Genomic DNA, 17390 nt, shown 5'->3' on the forward strand with positions numbered 1-17390 from the left:
TCCTGTGCTCACAGCACGTCGAGCACGACCCACACGGCTGCGGCAGCGAAAAGCAGCACGAGCACCACGGTGGCGATGATCGCGCCTACACCGGTGGGCGGGAAAGACCAGCTGGTTCGCGGCTCGGGGGCCGAATGTCCCGAAGTCTGACCTGCGTCGGGCGGTGTGTCTCCGGGCCGGACCCCACCTCCGGCCTCGAGATTCGGAGTCTCTTCCGGATCAGGGCCGGGGTTCGCGTTCGCGTCAGTCATCGGCACTCTCCTCCAATCGACGTTCCGGTTTCACTTACCCCGAATTCGAAATTCGACACGCACCTTCACGAGGTCACACCGACTGCATGTTCTGACTCGATCTGGGTATCACTGGCCCATGACTGATCTACGCGTACTGGCATTCAATTGTTCACTCAAACCGTCACCGGCAGAATCGAGTACCGATCTGCTCATCGGTCAGGTTCTCGGTGAACTCGAACGGGCCGGAGCAACGACCGATACCGTCCGACTGGCCGATTTCGACATCAAGCCCGGCGTGGAGAAAGACATGGGCAACGGCGACGCTTGGCCGAGTATCGCGAGCAAGGTCAGGGAAGCCGACATCCTTGTCTTCGGCACGCCGACCTGGCTTGGCCACCCTTCGAGCATCGCACAGCGGGCTCTGGAACGGTTGAACGCCGAATCGTCACAAACGGACGACAACGGCGTCCCCGTGCTTTTCGGAAAGGTAGCCGTCGTCGCCGTCGTCGGTAACGAGGACGGCGCACACGCGATCATCGCCGACACGTTCCAGGGCTTGAACGACTGCGGGTTCAGCATCCCGGCGCATGGCGCGACCTACTGGAACGGCGAGGCGATGAGCGGCGACGACTACAAGGACCTCGACGAGACTCCGTCCGCCGTGGACGGCACGAACAAGACGTCTGCGCACAACGCGGTTCATCTCGCCCGGTTGTTGCGCGAGTCGGGGTACCCGGCCACGAGTTCGTAGGAGTCCTGTGAACATCGAGCAGCTCCATCGGCTTGTGGCCGTCGACGGCCCGTTCTCCTCGATCTACTTCTCCGATCCTGGACGCTCCGTATCGGCGGTCGAACGTGAAGCCCACTGGTGGGACGTGGCGCACGGGCTCGTCGAACTCCACATTCCACCCGTGCACATCGAGCATGCGGCGGCGACGGTCCTCGATGAAACGCCACCTTCGACCCACGTCGGACGAGCAGTGATCACGAACGACCAGCAGACCTGGCTGGACCACATTCTGAGCTGGGTGCCGGAGACGGTCGTTGCACGGCACTCGCGTTTGCCGCATCTGTTCCCGCTCATCGAATCCGAGCTCACGGAAGACCTCGGCCCGATCACGGATCACCACTCCCGGTCGGCGCGCCGGTTGGAGGGGCTGGCCGATGTGTGCCGGGCATTACGATCCGGAGCCGTGGACACGCTCGAGGTCGGAAACCTTCGAAACGAAGTGGTGTTCGTCGGCGACCTGCCCAACTGGGTGGCGACCGAGGCCGATGTTCTCGTCGAACTCGGTTCGGTGGCGATCACCACCGAACTTGCGGTCGAAGCTCTTCCCTACGCGGCGGTCGCAACCGAGAGCGCGATCGTGCTTCTGCATGATCGGGCGACGTCGAACTGTGCGTGTGCGGCATCCATTCGTGGCGTGCCCGCCACAGGTAGGCTGAAAACACATGCGGACCAAGGACATCGATCCGGCAGAGGTTAGGTGGAGATGACCACATCGATTGCTCGGAACTCTGTGAGCCCCGTCCTTCCCACTGCGCGCGGTCCCATAACCGAACGTCTGTTCGCTGTGCTCGGGGGCGATGGCACGGACGTCGACGACTTGCGCCACCTCGGGCACCGCGCCGGTGAGTCGAACGATCTCCATCTGGCCCTGTACGCCTGTTACGAACTGCATTATCGCGGGTTCGCGGGCGTCGATGCGGAGTGGGAGTGGGCGCCCGATCTCATCGCACTACGAAATCGGTTGGAGCAGCACTTCCTCGACGACCTCCGGGCAAACGTGGCCGGTGGCACCGACGCCGACGTTGCCCTCTCCCAACTCACGGTACCCGAAGCGGAGAGCCCCTTCGGATCATTTCTTCGCGACGAGGCGACCTGGGGCCAGATGCGGGAACTGTTCGCACATCGCTCGATCTACCACTTGAAGGAGGCCGAACCACACATCTGGGTGGTGCCTCGGCTACAGGGACAGGCGAAGGCGGCGATGGTCGCGGTGGAGTTCGACGAGTTCGGTGGTGGCCGAGGCGATCATATGCACTCGCGTCTGTTCGAGAATCTGCTGACGGCCGCAGACCTCGACGGCACCTATCTCGGGTACATCGATGTGGTCCCCGCGGAGACGCTCGCAGTCGTCAACTTCATGTCGATGTGCGGCCTGCATCGCAGTCTGCGTGGCGCACTGGTCGGTCATTTCGCAGATGTGGAGACGACCTCCTCCCCCGGGTCCGCGCGCATGGTCGCGGCACTGGAGCGTCTCGGTGCCCCAGATGCGTGCATCCACTTCTATGCGGAGCACATCGAGGCCGACGCTGTTCACGAGCAGGTGGTGAGACACGACGTCGTCGGTGATCTTCTCCGCCGTGAACCCGAACTCGAGGCGGATGTCGTCTTCGGCATCGAGGCCACCGAGTGGCTCGAGGGCCGGTTGAGCGATCACCTCGGCAACAGGTGGCGCACGGGGGCCAGTTCGCTCATCGCTGACCCCGGGCACAGTCGTTCGCAGGACTTCGGTGATTGAAAGCCGACCCTCGGGGTACTCGAAGGCGCTGTAGTCGCATGCGTTGGCCGTCAGGAGGTAACCGATGCCCAAGACCACGAAGTCCGGGAAGGCCAAGAACAACGAATTGCCCGAGACTCTGAAGCGCTCGTCCGTGAAAGCGCAACGCACATTCGCGAAAACACACGATTCTGCCGCTGCAGAATATGGCGAGGGTGAGCGGGCACACCGTGTCGCCTACTCCGCGCTCAAGCACAGCTTCGAAAAGGTCGGAGATCACTGGGAGGAGAAGAAGTCTCGTGGCCCGTCGGACGCTCGGGCCAGGAGTGGTGGTCCCGATGCCAAAGGCGCGACCGCAGAGGGTGTCGACGCGAACTCTTCGAAGAAGCATCTGTACGACATCGCCAAACGACTCGACATCTCTGGACGCTCGACAATGTCCAAAGCCGGGCTGGTCGAGGCGATCGAGAAGAGCAACAGGCGTTCGTCGGCGCGCAGTCGTCACTGACGGGTCTTCAACCGACATCCTCGATTCCCTCCCGAAGCATGCGGGCAAGGGAATCGAGGTGTTGCTCACTTCCCGCGGCAACAGCGGCGGCTGCGGCTGCGCACTCTCGGGCTTCCTTCGACAGTGCCCACTGCACCATCTCCCTGAGCGCCCCGGCGGAAAGCGATTCGGGCGACAGCACACCAGGCCAATTCCAGGCGGCGGCCTGCGCGCTGACTTTGGCACCACCTGCAATCGGGTCGACTGCGACGGCAGGTACGCCGTTCCTGAGCGCCAAGACCATTCCGTGCAATCGCATGGTGAGCACGGCATCCATTCGCCGGAGAATGGCTTCGAACTGTTCCGATGACGTACTCGACTTCCAGTCGTATGGATCGAGGCGGGTATCGAGAGGCAGGACTGCGACGCGCTTTCCGAACCCGCTCCCATCGCCGTCGAGGCAGTCCAGGATAGTACGCCGCACCTCCGGGTGTCGGCGCTTGTTCCCGTACTCACGCTGACCGTCGGTGAGTAACACCCCGACGACCGAAAGGCTCGAGCTGGGCGCGACCGACGACAGATCCCGCGTCGGAGCGCCCTCACCGCCATCTCTCGGCGCAACAGCATGGAAGCCGTTCGCTGCGGGACTCTTTCGGTCCACAATACTCACGCCGACTGCTATTCGAACGCAGTGAGCGAACCTGGCATGCATGGCAACTATCGGTTCTCCGGACAGCGGTCCACAGACGAACACCAGATGGCTGAATCTGTTCGGTTCGACATCGCCGTACGTTGTGTCGGCCACGGACAACGTCTCCGATCCGATCATCACCTCACTCCATGCAACCGAGTAGGCCATACCTTGTCGTCGTAGTTCGCCTTCGACGACCCGCATGGACATGACGTCGCCGGCAGTGGCTTCACCGTGCCGGAAACTCGGCCAACCGACCACCAGAGTATTCGTGCGTGTACTCGACATCCGCATGTTGCTCGAGTACCCACCAGTGCCTCGAACGACACAGGTGACAGTTTCAGGCTACGAAACCAGGGTAGCCGGTAGTGAACTTCGCACCAGAGGGGTCCTTGTGAACACGACGGTCATCATCGCGACACGCAACCGAGCACGCAGTCTCGAGACGACACTGCAGCACCTGTGTGAACTCGACCCCACACCGCCGATTGTGGTGGTGGACAACGCCTCGACAGACGCAACCGCAGACATCGCCTTCGACGCCGCTCGGCGCGGCGGCACCTCGATCAAGTACGTCGCGCTCGACCGGAACGAAGGCGCGGTAGCCCGAAACGAGGGCGTCAAGTTGGCGATCACACCATACATCGCGTTCAGCGATGACGATTCCTGGTGGGAGGCCGACGCGTTGGCGCAAGCAGAACAGATTCTGGACGAGAACGAGAATGTCGGTCTACTGGCCGGCCGCACTCTGGTCGGACCCGAGAACCTGCCGGACCCCGTCAACGCGGCACTGGCACACAGCCCATTGGGCTACTCCCCCGACCTGCCCGGTCCCTCCATCATGGGCTTCCTGGCCTGTGCAGCGGTGGTCCGCCGCGATGCGTTCGAGGCGGTGGGCGGCTTCTCGAAAGTACTCGAATTCGTCGGCGAGGAAACACTGTTGGCCATGGATCTCGCCTCCGCTGGTTGGCAACTGTGCTACGCCGAGTCCGTGATCGCACATCACCATCCGTTTCCGCACCGGCCGGACAGCGACGCTCGCGCCGGACGCGAATTGCGCAACCGAACCCTCACAGCGTTGATGCGAAGGCCGATCGGCGTGTGCGCTCGTTCCGGCGTGGACCTCACCTCGAAGGTGTTGCAAGGCCACGCCGATCCACACACGTTGTGGGACACCGTCACGCGGGTTCCGGGCGCCCTACGGAAGCGGCGAACCATGCCGGAGAGCGTCGAGGAGAACGTGCGTCGACTCGAGCAGGAAGGATGAGCTCCGATGACCTCCCGCGGCCCGTTGCGCTCCGTCACGGTCGTCGTCATAACCCACGATCGAATCGACGAGCTTCGTCGCACGCTCGAGCACATGTGCGCCCTCGAGGAAGCTCCGCCGATCATCGTGGCCGACAACGCGAGCAGTGACGGAACGGCGCGGATGGTGCGGCGCGAGTTCCCGTCCGTCCGCCTCCTGACGTTCCAGGACAACCTCGGTGCAGTGGCGCGCAACCGGGCGGTCGCACTGGTGCAGACCCCCTACGTCGCGTTCTGCGACGACGACACCCGTTGGCAGCCTGGAGCACTCACGACCGGAAGCGATCTGCTCGATCAGTACGAGGGTCTTGGCTCGGTGACAGGTAGGTGCCTTGTCGCGCCCCGACTCGACGAGGATCCGATCACCCCCGAGATGCGCTACTCGCCTGTTCCGGGGCCGCCTTGGCTTCCCGGGCCCGCTCTTCTCGGAATCATGGCGGGGCTCTCGATGCTCCGTGTGAGCGCCTTCCGCGACGTGGGTGGATTCTGCGAGCGGATGTGGCTCGGTGGCGAGGAGGAGTTGCTCGCCCTCGACCTCGCAGCCGCAGGCTGGTGGATGGTGTGGTCCGAGGAGATGGTGATCCATCATCATCCCTCGCGGATGCGTGATTCCACCCGGCGTCGCCAGCTCGGAATTCGAAACACCCTGTGGACACTGTGGTTACGCCGCCCGATTCGCAGCGCAACACGCCGCAGCGTGGCGGTGCTGAGGAGTGCACCGTGCGACGGCTCGACGGCCTCGGCCGTGATCGAGACACTGACCGGCGTGGCGTGGGTACTACGACATCGAAAAGTCGTACCGCCCACAGTCGAGGCGGGACTCGTCCTGTTGGAAGAGCCGCAATCGCGCTCCGCTGCCCGTCGTTACGTCGGTTGACGTACGCCCGTCACCGGCTGGGGACACCGTGCGCGGTGCCCGATCCCAGCGCGTAGGCGAGATGTCCGCCGAGAGCGCCGGCAGCACCGACGAGAGGCAGCGCGCCTGCACTCAACGCCTTCGTGACCGAATCGGGCTCTCCACCACCGCGTCGACGTACGTACGAGGCAAAGATCAACGTCGCAGCGGTGGCATTTCCGGCCGCGTGTATCAACCCGACGCGGCGTTGCCGTTCGTCACCGACCGACCAATCAGCCCAACCGGTGGTCAACACGCCACCGAGGGACACCAACCCGATGCCGAGCAGGCGTCGGGAGGCCACGGCGTCGTCGGTGAAGTTGTCGAACAGGGTGGCAGCGGTCCAAGCCCCGATCGGCAGCGATACGAGTGCAGGGTGCAGGGGATGCCCGAGCCACTCGCCACGAAGGGCCCGATCCGCGGCTGATCGGCCCAGCACCTTACGGATGCCATCTCGAAGAACGATTCCGACGCCGTCGACGGCAGTGGCCTTCTCGCTGTAGGACAACAGTTTCCGAACTCTCTTCGTCATGGCGTCAGTCCGATCTTGATTGCGCCGTCCAGTTTCTTCTGAAAGATGTCGTACGCGTGGGGTGCGTCGTCGAGCGTCAGGTGGTGCGTGGCGAACCCACCGACGCCCAACGGATCCTCGTCCGTCAGCAACGGCAGGATCTCGGGAACCCAGCGCTTGACGTTCGCCTGGCCCATGTGGAGGCGAATCTGTTTGTCGAACATGGTCAACATCGGCAGAGGGTCGGCGGCGCCGCCGTAGACGCCGGACAGGGAGATCGTGCCACCACGCCGGACGACATCGATCGCACTGTGCAGCGCAGACAGCCTGTCGAGCCCTGCCTTGGACAGCACGGATTTGCCCACGGTGGACGGGAGGTACGAAGTGAGCGTCTGCGCAGCGTGTGCGATCGGCGCACCATGCGCTTCCATGCCCACTGCGTCGATCACCGAGTCGGTTCCGCGGCCATCTGTCCTGTCTCGCACCGCATCTCCGATCCCATCGCCAAATGTCGCGAGATCGAGCACGTCGACATCGCGCGCCGCGGTCCGATTCAACCGCTCAGGAACCAAGTCCACGCCGATCACCCGAGCTCCACGATGGTGCGCGATCCTCGCCGCCATGTCGCCGATCGGCCCGAGCCCCAACACGGTCACAGATCCGCCGGGCGGAATGTCCGCGTACTCCACTGCCTGCCACGCCGTGGGCAGCACATCGGAGAGGTACACGAAACGTGAATCCGGAGGGCCGTTCGGCACCTTGATGTGCGTGTAATCGGCGTGGGGCACGCGAAGATACTCGGCCTGACCCCCTGGGACACTCCCGTACAACTCCGAATACCCGAACAATGCAGCACCAGTGCCCATCTCACGCACCTGAGTGGTTTCGCACTGCGTCTGCAACCCGATGTCGCACATCACGCACGAACCGCACGAAATCTGGAATGGAATCACCACTCGGTCACCGATCGACAGATTGGTGACTTCGGCACCCAGTTCGACAACTTCTCCCATTGCCTCGTGCCCGAGTATGTCCCCCGGCCGCATGAAGGCACCCAGCACCTCGTACAGATGCAGATCCGACCCACAAATGTTCGTCGTGGTGACACGAATGACGGCGTCTGTCGGCTTCTCGATCCGCGGGTCGGGGACGTTGTCCACACGAACATCCCTTTTACCCTGCCACGTAACAGCTTTCATGTCGAAGCATTCCTTTCAGCCGTTGTTCACCACGATATCGATGCCGCCGAGTGCGGTCGCGGTCCCGGAGACCACTGAACGACAGTGCTCCGCCGAGGCGTGATCGCCCGGAAACAACGCATACGTACGTCCTTCGGCTTTCACCAGGTCCGCCGTATGCTGGGCGTCGGAGCTCTCCTCGAGATAGGCAATTGCGATATCGGCGCCCTCTTTGGCGAACAGAACGGCAACGGCGCGACCGATACCCGAGTCGCCACCCGTGATCAGCGCCCGGCGCCCGCCCAGAAGCCGATGCCCTCGGTAACCGCGCATCGAATCGCGCGGTTGATCGTTCATCTCACCGGTATAGCCCGGATACTCGATGGTGTGATCGTGCTCGTCGCTCACGGTCGCTCCTTCCCGAACCTGACGGTTCGGGCGACCGAGTACCCAGACGAGAAGGCCTCAATCCGGAGCGCCGATGTTCATGTCGTCAGGGTGCGCGCCGACCCGGTTGCCGTTGTCGAGCGTGTCCAGCTCGCTGAGGTCCTGATCGGTGAGTTCGAAGTCGAACACGTCGATGTTTTGGGAAATCCGTGCGTCGTGCACGGACTTCGGGATGACGATCAGATCGTTCTGCAGGTGCCATCGGATCAGCACCTGGGCCGGCGACTTGCTGTGCCGGTCCGCGATACGGGTGATGATCGGATCCACGAGCAAGGTGTTGGGCTTCGATGCCTTGCCCCAACCCGAGTTGCTCGTGCCGCCGAGCGGGCTCCAGGATTCGACGGCAATACCGTGGCCGGAGGCGAACGCACGAATAGCGCGTTGCGGCAGGTTGGGGTGCAACTCGACTTGGTCGACCGCGGGGAGCATTCCGCCCCGATCGATCAGCAACTGCAGGTGACGTGGTTCGAAATTGCAGACGCCGATCGACTTCGCACGTCCGGTCTCCGCAATGTTCTCCAATGCGTCCCACGTGTGCAGCAGCCGCTCCTCGTTCTGCAACGGCCAATGGACCAGGTACAGGTCCACGTAGTCGACACCGAGCTTGCCGAGGCTGGCATCGAACGCTTTCCGGGCCTCCGCGTAACCCTGATCGGAGTTCCAGAGCTTGGTCGTAAGGAAGATGTCCTCGCGGGGCACGCCGGAGTTGGCAATTCCCCGGCCCACACCCGTCTCGTTCTCGTACGCGGCAGCGGTGTCGATGTGGCGGTATCCCGCCTCGTCGAGTGCGTAACGAACGCCGTGCTCCGTCTCCTCGTCCGTGGCCTGCCAGACGCCCAGACCGAGCTGCGGGATGGTGGTTCCGGAATTCAGAGCGATGTCGGGAATACTCATCATCCCAGGCTAACGATCCTGGCGTACACCTGCCGAGCTCCTGCGTAAACTGGCCCTCGTGACTGTGCCTACCCCGTACGAGAACCTCCTTCGGCTGGTCCAGACCGAGGGCACCGCGAAGGCCGATCGCACCGGAACCGGAACCAGGTCCGTGTTCGGTCACCAGATGCGCTGGAACCTCGCCGAAGGTTTTCCGCTGGTCACCACCAAGAAAGTACATCTGAAGTCGATCGTCTACGAACTTCTGTGGTTCCTGCGCGGCGAATCGAACGTCAGCTGGCTGCAGGACAAAGGCGTCACCATCTGGGACGAGTGGGCGACCGAGGAGGGTGACCTCGGCCCCGTGTACGGCGTGCAGTGGCGAAGCTGGCCCACACCGTCCGGCGAGCACATCGACCAGATCGCACAGGTCATCGAGACCTTGAAGACCAACCCGGACTCGCGTCGCATGATCGTCTCGGCGTGGAACGTCGGCGACATCCCGCAGATGGCGCTCGCACCGTGCCACGCGTTCTTCCAGTTCTACGTCGCCGACGGCAAGCTGTCGTGCCAGCTCTACCAGCGCAGTGCGGACCTGTTCCTCGGTGTTCCCTTCAACATCGCCAGCTACGCGCTCCTCACGCACATGGTGGCTCAGCAGACCGGACTGGAAGTGGGTGACTTCGTCTGGACCGGCGGCGACTGCCACATCTACGACAATCACGTCGAGCAGGTGAACGAGCAGCTCTCGCGTGAGCCGTTCCCCTACCCGACACTGAAGTTGAACAAGCGCGATTCCATCTTCGACTACACGTTCGAGGACATCGAGATCGTCGGCTACGAGCACCACCCGGCAATCAAGGCGCCGGTGGCCGTCTGATGCCGCAGCGACAGGTCAGCCTCGTCTGGGCGCAGGCGCGCGGCGGTGTCATCGGAGTCGACAACACGATCCCGTGGCACGTTCCCGAGGACATGGCCCACTTCAAGGACGTCACCGCAGGCAAACCCGTCGTGATGGGTCGCCGCACCTGGGACTCGCTTCCGCCGCGGTTTCGTCCGCTGCCCGGTCGACGCAACATCGTCGTGACCAGACAACCGGACTGGGCGGACGAAGGCGCCGAGAGGGTCGCGTCCGTCGACGAGGCTCTCACTCTGACCTCGGAGAACGTCTGCATCACCGGTGGATCCCAAATCTATGCTGCGGCAATGCCCTTCGCGACCGAACTGGTCGTCACCGAGATCGACGCCGAATTCGACGGTGACACCTACGCACCCGAGATCGGGGACGGCTGGCGGGCAAGCACCACCGGCGCCTGGCTGCGTTCGGAGAAAAGCGGGGTCCGCTTCCGGTTCGTGACCTGGACACTCCCCCACACCGCACGTGGTTAGGCCATTCGGCGTTACCACCGTAGCGAGGTGGGTCATACTCCAAGTAGGTAATTCGCAGCAGCCCCTGCGATTGTCGGACCCTTCCAGGAGTGGCTCCACATGGACAAGAAGTCTCTGACCGCACTCGCGCGCCAGCAGTTGAAGCTGGCGACCGCAGCGTCGAGCGGCCGCAGTTCGCAAACCGTGTACGGCGGTCACGCGCGCAGCCTTCGGCAGACTCTGGTGGCGCTCACCGCCGGGCAGGGGATGGCAGAACACGTGAGCCCCGGCGAGGCCACACTTCTGGTTCTCGACGGAAAGCTCAACCTCATGTGCGGTGACGACTCGTGGAAGGGATCCACCGGAGACTTCCTGGTGCTGCCGGCAGAACGCCACAGCGTGGATGCAATCGAAGACGTCGTCTTTCTGCTCACCGTCGCGATGTGAAGACCGGCTCGCGACTGCGGTGCTCGGCACCGAGGAGGGTCCCGTGATCGCGCGAGCGAAGGCTCGGACGGACCGAACCTGCCACTCTCGAAACCCGGTGGTCCGTCAGAAGAGGAGCCATCCTCGGCGACCAGGTGATGTCTTGATGTTCCCGTATCGCCTCGATGGTGGACCCTGTTATCAAGCGACGGTTTCGCAATTTCGCTGCTGGGTAAGCGTCAATTACTGGGTGAGCAGCCCAAGTATCGCTCGGCGACGGGATGTGGGCCATGAACATTGCATCGAAGGCCGTGGGAGTCGCTTCGACCACTACGTCGACGGCAGTGGGCGCGGCAGGTGCGTTGGGCGGTGCGGCCGTCGGCGGGCTATGGGGCGCCGCCCGGGGGACGGCGACAGGCGTGCGCTCGGGCGCTCGACTTGGTGTGCAATCGACCCCTGCTGCTGCTCTGACCCTTGTGGTCGTGGGCGCGGTGGGGATCGTCGAATGGCCGGTGGTGTTGACCGTCGGCGGCGCGGCACTCGTAGTTCGCGAACTGGTCCGGTCGAACAATTCGGCCGAGGCCAACGAACCCGGCGGTAAGAGTTCGACCGCGCAGCGATCCTCTCGGTCGTCCAAATCTCGGCCTGCCGCCAAATCGACGTCGAAGTCGCCCCGCAAGACCGCCGCCAAGCGAACCGGCACGAAGTCCGGCAATCGTTCGCGCGCCGCCCGATGATATTCGAGATCTGGAATCAGCGTGCGCTACTGACATCCCCGGTCCGCGCACCCTTCGACCTTGCCGCGAAGGTGACGCGCACAATGACGCGGGCGCCGGTGGGCTTGGCCCGCGCGGTGGCTCCTGCTGTCGTCTCGGAACTGATCGAACACGCCGCCGGCGACCTTTCCGCGCTGCTGGACCCACGCACGGTTCGAAACCAACGACGTGTCACGAACCGTCCCGGGCACGTATTCGCCGAGGTACGTGGACTCGCAACGTCCGAAGGGGCGGATCTGGCTCGTGATCTTGCCGAGCAACTGCGCCGTACAGACGGGGTGACGTGGTTCAACATCAACGCAGCAACGGGACGCGTCGCGGTCGAACACTCGTCACTGCTGGATGTGGACGCAGTCTTGAAGGTGCTCGAGGAAGTCGAGGAGGCCGGTGGCGTCGCCACGGAGCCTTGGAGCAGGCGAGACGACCACCCCGCCGACCGCGAGCCGCTATTTGCGGGGGTCGCCCAGTTGACGACCGATGCCGTCGGCGCAATCTTCTCCCTCACGACGACTGCGGTGCCCTCGATTCCGGTAATGCGGACTTTCCAAGCTGCGGCAGCGCTGATGGACGTGCAACCACGCCTTCGAAGAGGGTTGGAAGGGCGATTGGGGAACGCCCGAGCCGACCTCACCGTCACCGTGGCGAACGGTTTGGGACATGCGATCGGTGGTTCTCCGTCGAGCTTGCTCATCGACGCGTGTCAGCGGGCTGTACGCCTTGCCGAGAACACGTCTCGTTACGAGCTGTGGCGCGCCTGGGAACAGCATCCGAACTACAGGCGACAAACACACGTAGAACAACCCACCCAGGCCTCCGGTCGCCCTGTCCCTTTACCCCGCGGCCCCATCGAGTCTTTTGCCGATTCGGCGGCCGTCGGCTCGGGCGTCGCATCGATAGCGGCATTGCTGAGTAACCGCGGCCTGCACGATGCCGCCTCCGCCGCGTTGATCGGCGTGCCCACGGCGACCCGCGCCAGCCGAGAGTGCTTCGCCGGATCGTTGTCGACGATGATGGCCCGCCACGGTGTGCTGTCGATGAAACCCCAAGCATGGCGGCATCTCGACCGGCTCACGGCGGTGGTCGTCGACCAGCACGCTTTGTGCAGCTCGAGGAGACTTGTTCTCGACGCGGAGAATCTGGACGCCGAGTGGAACAAGGAACACGTGTGGCGCGCCGCGCAGCGATTACTGTGGACGGCGCGGCATGGGAAGGAGGAAGGCCACCCCGCCACGCTCCCCATTCCGCCGCCACCCGGACGTCAACGAAACCGATTGCAGCTGCTTGAATCTCGACGACGTACCGATAGACAACTCGATACAGCGTGGTACGAGTTGCGCGACAACGACCACCCGGTGGGCCGAGTTCTGGTCGGTCCGGAACTCGATTCGCATGCCGGGAGCCTCCTCGCCGAAGCTCGCCGCGCGGGCCTGCGGGTTATCGTGATCGGCGACGCGAGCGGTAACGAATTACGCCCAATCACAGATGAATTCGTGACCAACCATGGTTCCACGACCGAGGTCGTGCAGCGCCTGCAACAAGATGGATACGTCGTCGGCCTCGTCAGCCGGGACGCACACAAGGCCATGGCCGCCGCCGACCTGTCGATCGGCTTGTTCACAGATGGCCAGCACACGCAGGTGGTGGTGCCGTGGAACGCCGACCTCATCTGCCCGGACCTGCAGTGTGCCGAACGGATACTCGCGGCCACGCCCGTCGCGCGTCAAGTAAGCCGGCGCGGGCGCGTTCTAGCCTTCTCCGCCAGTACCATCGGCGGGTTGTTGATGGTTGCGGGGCAGGGCAAAGCACGGCGTTCGCGGGTGACCAGCCCGTTGGTGATAGCCCAGTTGGCTGGAATGTGCTTCAGCATCTACGACGGCGTTCGCGCTGGGCTCGGATGGTCGCCCGACGAGGTCCCACTCGTTCCGTGGCACGGCTTGGAACCCGACGAAGTCCTCGCCCGCTTACCTGATCCTGACCGAAAGTCCGACGCAACGACGGCCGCTTCCCCGCCCGCCGCACTCAGTGCAGTCTCGACAGCAATCGGCAAGGCGGACAAGTTCTCCGGGCCGCTCGGAGCTGGGCTGCGCTCGACCGTCGTGGGATCAGTGAACTTTGCCGGTCAGGTCCGGCGGGAACTTCAGGACCCCATCACGCCGTTGCTCGGCGTCGGGGCAACGGCTTCTGCGATCCTGGGGTCACCGACCGACGCAATCCTGGTCGGCTCGGTGCTGGGGCTCGACGCGATTGTTTCTGCCCTGCAGCATCGTCGAGCTGATCAGGCGCTGGAGGAGATGCTGATCACCGAGCGGCAGAGCGCACGACTGCTGATTCACCCCGCTGCCCGTGATCGCGGATACGAACTGCGAGAGACGGACGAGGAGGCCGTGCCTGCCGACGAACTGCGGCCGGGAGATGTTATTGCCGTGCGCGGTGGAGACATAGTCCCGGCAGACGCCCGACTACTCGCCGTCGATGGGCTCGAAACCGACGAGTCAGGGCTGACCGGCGAGTCGGTCACCGTCGACAAACAGACAGGCGCCACTCCTGGAGCGCAGCTGAGCGACCGAGCGTGCATGGTGTTCGAAGGCAGCGTCGTCGTCAACGGAACCGGGCGCGCGGTCGTCGTAGCAGTCGGCGCAGGAACCCAGTCCGGTCGTGCTCTGGCGGTGTCCGGGCCTCCGCCGCGTAGTGGCGTCCAGAATCAGCTTCACGAGCTCACCGACAGAACCCTGCCCGTGACCCTGGCCGGTGGTGGCCTCGTCACTGCACTGAGTTTCCTTCGCGGCAGGCAACTGCGGCCTGCTCTGGCGGACGGAATTGCGGTGGCTGTGGCCGCCGTACCGGAGGGCCTTCCCTTGGTCGCCACTGTTGCCCAGTTGGCAGCGGCGCGCCGTCTTCTACACAAAGGCGTGCTGGTTCGATCCAGTCGCACCGTCGAGGCGCTTGGTCGCGTCGACACCATGTGCTTCGACAAAACCGGAACACTTACCGAAGGCCGACTGGATCTCGTCGCGCTTGCCGACGCCGACGACGAGTGGGACACCGAGCAGTCCGAAAATTCCAAGGACGCGAGACGACTGCTACGCGCTGCCGCACGGGCCTGCCCGGACCCCGACGAAGGACCTGTTTCACACGCAACCGATCGCGCCGTCATCGAAGGCGCGCAGCGTCACCTCGGCAAACAATCCCCGCACCGTTGGGATCCGATCGAGGAAATTCCTTTCGAAAGCAATCGCGGTTACGCTGCCACTCTCGGTCACACGTCGAAACACACTCGCCTTTGTGTCAAGGGCGCACCGGAGGTCTTACTGCCTCGCTGCACCCGCGGCCTGCGCGGCAAACGCGAAGGTACTGCCGAGGCGACCCGATCGGTTGTCGACATGACAATGGCGGACCGCCGGAAGACCGACACCGTCGTGGAAAGACTGGCCAAGCGCGGACTGCGCGTGCTCGTCGTTGCAAGGAGAGACTTCACCAACGCCCCAGACGAGCTCGAGGACTCGGTCGAGGAACTCACCTTGCTCGGGTTCATCGGGTTGGCCGACACCCCTCGGCCCGAAACATTACCGCTGATAACCGAACTCACCCACAACGACCTGAGCGTCCGCATGATCACAGGCGACCATCCCGTCACTGCTCGCGCCATCGCCGAACAGCTCGGCATCTCCGCCGAGGAAGTCACCACGGGAAAGGACCTGGACGAACTGGACGAAAGCGGGCAGGCAGCACTGATAGACCGCTCTTCGGTTTTTGCACGGGTCAGTCCAGAACACAAGGTACGAATCGTCACCGCGCTCCGCCACGCCGGCCATACGGTGGCGATGACCGGCGACGGGAGCAATGACGCCGCCGCTATCCGAACGGCCGATGTCGGCATCGGCATCGCAGCCCAAGGCTCTGCGGCGGCCCGCAATGCGGCCGATCTGGTGCTCACCGAGTCCGATACGACACTTCTCCTGGATGCACTGGTGGAGGGCAGGGGGATGTGGCAACGAGTGCGTGACGCCGTCGGTGTGCTGGTCGGAGGCAATGCCGGTGAGGTCGCATTCACGTTGATCGGCACCACTGTGATCGGCCGAGCACCGGTAGGAACGCGGCAATATCTCTTGGTCAACTTGTTCACCGACATGTTCCCGGCGATGGCCGTTGCGCTGTCGAAACGAACGCCGACCAATGGCGACACCCCAGTTGCCGAAGCGCCGGACATTCGTTCGCGGGCAGCGGTAGCGAGTGCAGAACTGGCAGCGTTGCCACGTCCCGAACTCGGGGCGGAAATGATGCGTATCATTGCAGTTCGTGGCGCCACCACCGCCGCAGGAGCCACCGCCGCCTGGACCATCGGACGCTTCACCGGGCCCCGCATGCGCGCGAGCACAATGGGATTGGCTGCGCTCGTCGGCACCCAACTCGGACAGACGTTGGTCACGGCGTGGCACAGCCCGCTCGTGTGGGCAACCACCTCGGCCAGCGCTGCCGCACTCGCCGTGATCATCATGACACCTGGCGTCGGTAGCTTCTTCGGCTGCGTCCCCCTCGATCCGTTCGCGTGGTTCGTCGTAGCCTCGAGTTCGGCAGCCGCTACTGCCATGGCAGCGATCCTGCCCGCCCGCTCCACATCGGAGGGCCAGACGCCGGTACGAAAGGAGATCCACACGTGACCGAGAACAAGGACGGTCAACACGAGGCACGAGGCCACGCGCCGCCCGAAGCAAACGTGGACGCGACGCTCCCGATTGAAGATCCAGAGCTCGTATCAACCAGCTCGGATCAAACGCAGTCTTGGCAGAGCATTCGTTCGGTGTCGGCCAGGCAGCTGCGGTGCTATACGAGAAAGCAAGACATGCAGGTGAATTCATCTCGCTGTTCGGGAACGACCTTCACGTCAAGGTTCTCACCGGACAAGTCCGCCCCTGAGACACCTCGTCGCAAAGCATCAGGGCGCGCAGAAGGCCACCGGTCATCTCCTCGAGGCTACTACGCTCACGGACGAGGAAGATTCCGTACAGCACCTGGTTCCGCAGACTCAATTCGGCCAGTTTCGCCGTCAAGACTTCGCCAGGTCGAGCTTCCGGTTTGTCGATGTTGAGGGGCCGCGCGAATGCCCATCCCGCCGGAAACGACACAAGCCACCGAGGATCGCAGAGCGGCTCGCTCCAAGCTCATGCTATTGCGATCCGCGCATCCTCGGCGATGGAAGGAATCCGATGGCCATTCTCCACCCTGTTCCCGATACTTCCCTTCGTCGGCCGTCGCGGTCTGTTTCGATACTGCGGTGAAAGCCTTCGACGCTGCTCGAGGAATGGAGCCCACCGGCGACGCGGCCAATACACAATCGGTCGCCGGCGGATAGGAAACCACTGCGACAACGACACAATCGAACCTACCGAGCTTGCAGTGATTTCCACGTTCGAGGTCTTAGCCCGAATCCACCGATTCGGTTCGCTGGTGAGACTGGATTCGTTTGTGCGCGTTGATGGCGGATGAGGCCGTGGAGTATCGCCCGATCTCATGTATCGGCTTGTTCCACTGGGGTTTTCGCATCGAGGGTGGGCAGGTGTGCCCGGTGTTAGACGATGATCGGCTTGTTGCGGTCGAAGGTTTTGGCGAACAGGGTGTTCCAGGCTGCTTCCCAGGGCCAGTCTGTCGGTAGGTGCAGCGTCAGTCGGCGGGCGGAGGACGCGATCCGGGCGGGGACC

16 protein-coding genes and 2 pseudogenes are annotated in these 17390 nt (G+C 63.7%); 11 read left to right on the forward strand and 7 right to left on the reverse strand.

Features of this window, described 5'->3' with window-relative positions:
- Positions 1-8: 8 nt before the first annotated feature.
- Positions 9-251, reverse strand: a complete 243-nt coding sequence (locus tag ACFWO3_RS13940; protein WP_378578294.1) for a DUF6480 family protein — start codon at positions 249-251, stop codon at positions 9-11.
- Positions 252-369: 118 nt separating this feature from the next.
- On the opposite strand from ACFWO3_RS13940, the gene ACFWO3_RS13945 reads away from it, so the two are divergent.
- From ACFWO3_RS13945 to ACFWO3_RS13960, 4 genes are all read left to right on the forward strand, one after another.
- Positions 370-984 (forward strand): flavodoxin family protein, encoded by a 615-nt coding sequence (locus tag ACFWO3_RS13945; protein WP_378578296.1) that lies wholly within the window; start codon positions 370-372, stop codon positions 982-984.
- Between the two features lie 7 nt (positions 985-991).
- A complete protein-coding gene (locus ACFWO3_RS13950; RefSeq protein WP_378578298.1) occupies positions 992-1720 on the forward strand; it encodes a hypothetical protein in 729 nt (242 codons plus the stop codon).
- 6 nt (positions 1721-1726) lie between these two features.
- Positions 1727-2758 carry an iron-containing redox enzyme family protein gene (locus ACFWO3_RS13955; protein WP_378578300.1) on the forward strand — a complete coding sequence of 344 codons (1032 nt, stop codon included), beginning with the start codon at positions 1727-1729 and terminating at the stop codon, positions 2756-2758.
- 64 nt (positions 2759-2822) lie between these two features.
- A complete protein-coding gene (locus ACFWO3_RS13960; RefSeq protein ID WP_378578302.1) occupies positions 2823-3245 on the forward strand; it encodes a ChaB family protein in 423 nt (140 codons plus the stop codon).
- Positions 3246-3252: 7 nt separating this feature from the next.
- Here ACFWO3_RS13960 and ACFWO3_RS13965 read toward each other — a convergent pair whose 3' ends face one another.
- Positions 3253-4203, reverse strand: coding sequence for a polysaccharide pyruvyl transferase family protein (locus ACFWO3_RS13965; protein WP_378578305.1), 951 nt, complete (start codon positions 4201-4203; stop codon positions 3253-3255).
- A 106-nt stretch (positions 4204-4309) separates the two neighbouring features.
- Here ACFWO3_RS13965 and ACFWO3_RS13970 point away from each other — a divergent pair, with 106 nt between their 5' ends.
- Both ACFWO3_RS13970 and ACFWO3_RS13975 read left to right on the forward strand, forming a co-directional pair.
- Positions 4310-5182 carry a glycosyltransferase family 2 protein gene (locus tag ACFWO3_RS13970; RefSeq protein WP_378578307.1) on the forward strand — a complete coding sequence of 291 codons (873 nt, stop codon included), beginning with the start codon at positions 4310-4312 and terminating at the stop codon, positions 5180-5182.
- A gap of 6 nt (positions 5183-5188) precedes the next feature.
- Positions 5189-6097 (forward strand): glycosyltransferase family 2 protein, encoded by a 909-nt coding sequence (locus tag ACFWO3_RS13975; RefSeq protein WP_378578309.1) that lies wholly within the window; start codon positions 5189-5191, stop codon positions 6095-6097.
- A 10-nt stretch (positions 6098-6107) separates the two neighbouring features.
- Here ACFWO3_RS13975 and ACFWO3_RS13980 read toward each other — a convergent pair whose 3' ends face one another.
- The 4 genes and pseudogenes from ACFWO3_RS13980 to ACFWO3_RS13995 all read right to left on the reverse strand — a co-directional run bounded on the left by ACFWO3_RS13980 (position 6108) and on the right by ACFWO3_RS13995 (position 9145).
- Positions 6108-6647 carry a DUF2231 domain-containing protein gene (locus ACFWO3_RS13980; protein ID WP_378578313.1) on the reverse strand — a complete coding sequence of 180 codons (540 nt, stop codon included), beginning with the start codon at positions 6645-6647 and terminating at the stop codon, positions 6108-6110.
- Complete coding sequence (locus tag ACFWO3_RS13985) at positions 6644-7825, reverse strand: zinc-dependent alcohol dehydrogenase (RefSeq protein WP_378578315.1); 1182 nt, start codon at positions 7823-7825, stop codon at positions 6644-6646. Before ACFWO3_RS13985 ends, ACFWO3_RS13980 begins: the two co-directional genes overlap by 4 nt.
- A gap of 21 nt (positions 7826-7846) precedes the next feature.
- Positions 7847-8161: pseudogene (locus ACFWO3_RS13990) on the reverse strand (SDR family NAD(P)-dependent oxidoreductase); the annotation flags it as partial.
- Positions 8162-8269: 108 nt separating this feature from the next.
- Positions 8270-9145, reverse strand: coding sequence for an aldo/keto reductase (locus tag ACFWO3_RS13995; RefSeq protein ID WP_378578317.1), 876 nt, complete (start codon positions 9143-9145; stop codon positions 8270-8272).
- Between the two features lie 58 nt (positions 9146-9203).
- Here ACFWO3_RS13995 and ACFWO3_RS14000 point away from each other — a divergent pair, with 58 nt between their 5' ends.
- The 5 genes from ACFWO3_RS14000 to ACFWO3_RS14020 all read left to right on the forward strand — a co-directional run bounded on the left by ACFWO3_RS14000 (position 9204) and on the right by ACFWO3_RS14020 (position 16352).
- Positions 9204-10004, forward strand: coding sequence for a thymidylate synthase (locus tag ACFWO3_RS14000; protein WP_378578320.1), 801 nt, complete (start codon positions 9204-9206; stop codon positions 10002-10004).
- Positions 10004-10513, forward strand: coding sequence for a dihydrofolate reductase (locus ACFWO3_RS14005; RefSeq protein WP_378578323.1), 510 nt, complete (start codon positions 10004-10006; stop codon positions 10511-10513). The genes ACFWO3_RS14000 and ACFWO3_RS14005 overlap by 1 nt, the downstream gene beginning before the upstream one ends.
- Positions 10514-10612: 99 nt before the next feature.
- The gene (locus ACFWO3_RS14010) at positions 10613-10939 is read left to right on the forward strand and encodes a cupin domain-containing protein (RefSeq protein ID WP_378578326.1); all 327 of its coding nucleotides are present in this window, start codon (positions 10613-10615) and stop codon (positions 10937-10939) included.
- Between the two features lie 269 nt (positions 10940-11208).
- Positions 11209-11655, forward strand: coding sequence for a hypothetical protein (locus ACFWO3_RS14015; RefSeq protein ID WP_378578328.1), 447 nt, complete (start codon positions 11209-11211; stop codon positions 11653-11655).
- A gap of 83 nt (positions 11656-11738) precedes the next feature.
- Positions 11739-16352, forward strand: coding sequence for an HAD-IC family P-type ATPase (locus ACFWO3_RS14020; protein ID WP_378578329.1), 4614 nt, complete (start codon positions 11739-11741; stop codon positions 16350-16352).
- Between the two features lie 163 nt (positions 16353-16515).
- Here the strand turns inward: ACFWO3_RS14020 and ACFWO3_RS14025 are convergent.
- Positions 16516-16605, reverse strand: a pseudogene (locus tag ACFWO3_RS14025) (DUF4193 family protein); the annotation flags it as partial.
- Positions 16606-17390: the final 785 nt, after the last annotated feature.

This window comes from Rhodococcus sp. NPDC058521, assembly GCF_042719695.1.
Classification (GTDB): domain Bacteria; phylum Actinomycetota; class Actinomycetes; order Mycobacteriales; family Mycobacteriaceae; genus Rhodococcus_F.